This window comes from Nocardia sp. NPDC059236, assembly GCF_042754085.1.
Taxonomy (GTDB): Bacteria; Actinomycetota; Actinomycetes; order Mycobacteriales; family Mycobacteriaceae; genus Nocardia.
In genome coordinates, this window is record NZ_JBHZAF010000077.1 from 1 (window position 1) to 1,378 (window position 1,378).

3 protein-coding genes are annotated in these 1,378 nt (G+C 62.4%); 2 read left to right on the forward strand and 1 reads right to left on the reverse strand.

The window, feature by feature from the left end; translation table 11 throughout:
* Positions 1 to 100 precede the first annotated feature (100 nt).
* Positions 101 to 478: a hypothetical protein gene (locus tag ACFXIV_RS47955; RefSeq protein ID WP_379421544.1), complete on the forward strand. Its 378-nt coding sequence runs from the start codon at positions 101 to 103 to the stop codon at positions 476 to 478.
* Between the two features lie 69 nt (positions 479 to 547).
* Here ACFXIV_RS47955 and ACFXIV_RS47960 read toward each other — a convergent pair whose 3' ends face one another.
* Entirely contained in the window at positions 548 to 1,030 is a 483-nt protein-coding gene (locus tag ACFXIV_RS47960; protein ID WP_379421545.1) for an NUDIX domain-containing protein, read from the reverse strand.
* Positions 1,031 to 1,148: 118 nt separating this feature from the next.
* On the opposite strand from ACFXIV_RS47960, the gene ACFXIV_RS47965 reads away from it, so the two are divergent.
* Positions 1,149 to 1,378 (forward strand): hypothetical protein (locus tag ACFXIV_RS47965; RefSeq protein WP_379421546.1); only part of this gene is annotated, 230 nt, incomplete at its 3' end.

A 1,378-nucleotide genomic window follows, 5' to 3' on the forward strand; every position in this document is an offset into this window, starting at 1 on the left:
AAACTGCACTGCGTTCCCTCGGGAGCGACCTGGTTGCTGAATTCGAGTTGGAACGTGTCTCAGCTCGCCACACGAAGCTCAACGTGAAGGGTGACGCATAGTGGCAGACCTTAAGAATATCAGCCTGACGATTGAGGCTGATAGGGCGGCCAGCGAGCTTGCCCAAAATTTCCCGGCCAGGGATCACATGGATTTCGCCCGCCTCGGATTCTCCTACGCGATTCGTGAAGGTATGAATCTCGAACGGGATGAATATTTCGGAACTCGGGGTGGGAGTAACTACAGTTCCGCAGGCATCGATGACGGAGGAATAATGGCACAGGCAGTTGCCATCTTCTACCCGACAGATGAGGTATCTTCAGAGCCCTACAGGGCAATCGAGACTCTCATGAGTAAGGGCCTCGTGCTTCTAAGGGAACACTTTGAGCAGGGAATGATTGGCAGTATCGGAGATCTGATGCCTGAGCAATCCAGCTAGAGGTAGCGAGGGAGTCGCATGCGATTGGACCGATAGTGCTACGGGCAGACAGCGATGCCCATACCCGGGTTACGACTTTGGGTCCGGCGACTCCCCGTGTTCCAGGAAGGCGGTCACGCCGTCCGCGCGGGCTTGGATGCCAGCCGTAATGCGGCGTACGAGACGCGGGATGGTGAGATCGGGGAGCTGGTCGGCAGGGTGGACGTCGTAGCCGCGGAGCTCGTCGGCTTGCAGGGTGATCTGCTGACGGTAGTCCTCGCCGAGGCGGCCGCCGTCGAAGAAGTAGAGGACCTTGTCTCCCTCGCGCGGGTTTGGGGCCCAGTCCACGATGAGCGGGCGGCCGATGGGGGGCTTGATGCCCAGTTCCTCGTGGACTTCGCGCTCGCAGGCTTGCAGGGGGGACTCGCCTTCCTCGACGTATCCGCCGGGGATCTCACGGTAGTCCTTGTATGACGGCTCGACGAGCAGGACTCGGTCGGCGTCGTCGAAGAAGGGGGCGCCGGCTGTTATGCGCGGGGTGGCCATTGTCGCCTCGTGCTCGTTCTCGCTCACGGGATCGACTCTAGCCACCGACGACGCGAAGCCTGCGGGCTAGGTCCGCCACGGGCTGGGATGGGCGCCCCCGGGTGCCGCGGATCCAGCCGACGACCAGTTCGCGGCTCAGGTAGTGGTGGCGCACCTGTTCGGGGGCGACCTGCTCGGCTTACAACAGAGTGGCCAGGGCTTCGTCGGTATGGTTCCAGGCGCTGAGGGCTCGGGCGACTTCGAGGCTGTGCCTCACACGGCGTTCTACGGGCAGGTTGCTGGTGTCGATGTGTTGCCCGAGGTCAGCGGCTATCGGTATGTCGCCGAGCTCTCCGGCGGTGGCGACGCAGTGGATGGCCACGTTGGTCGGGCCGA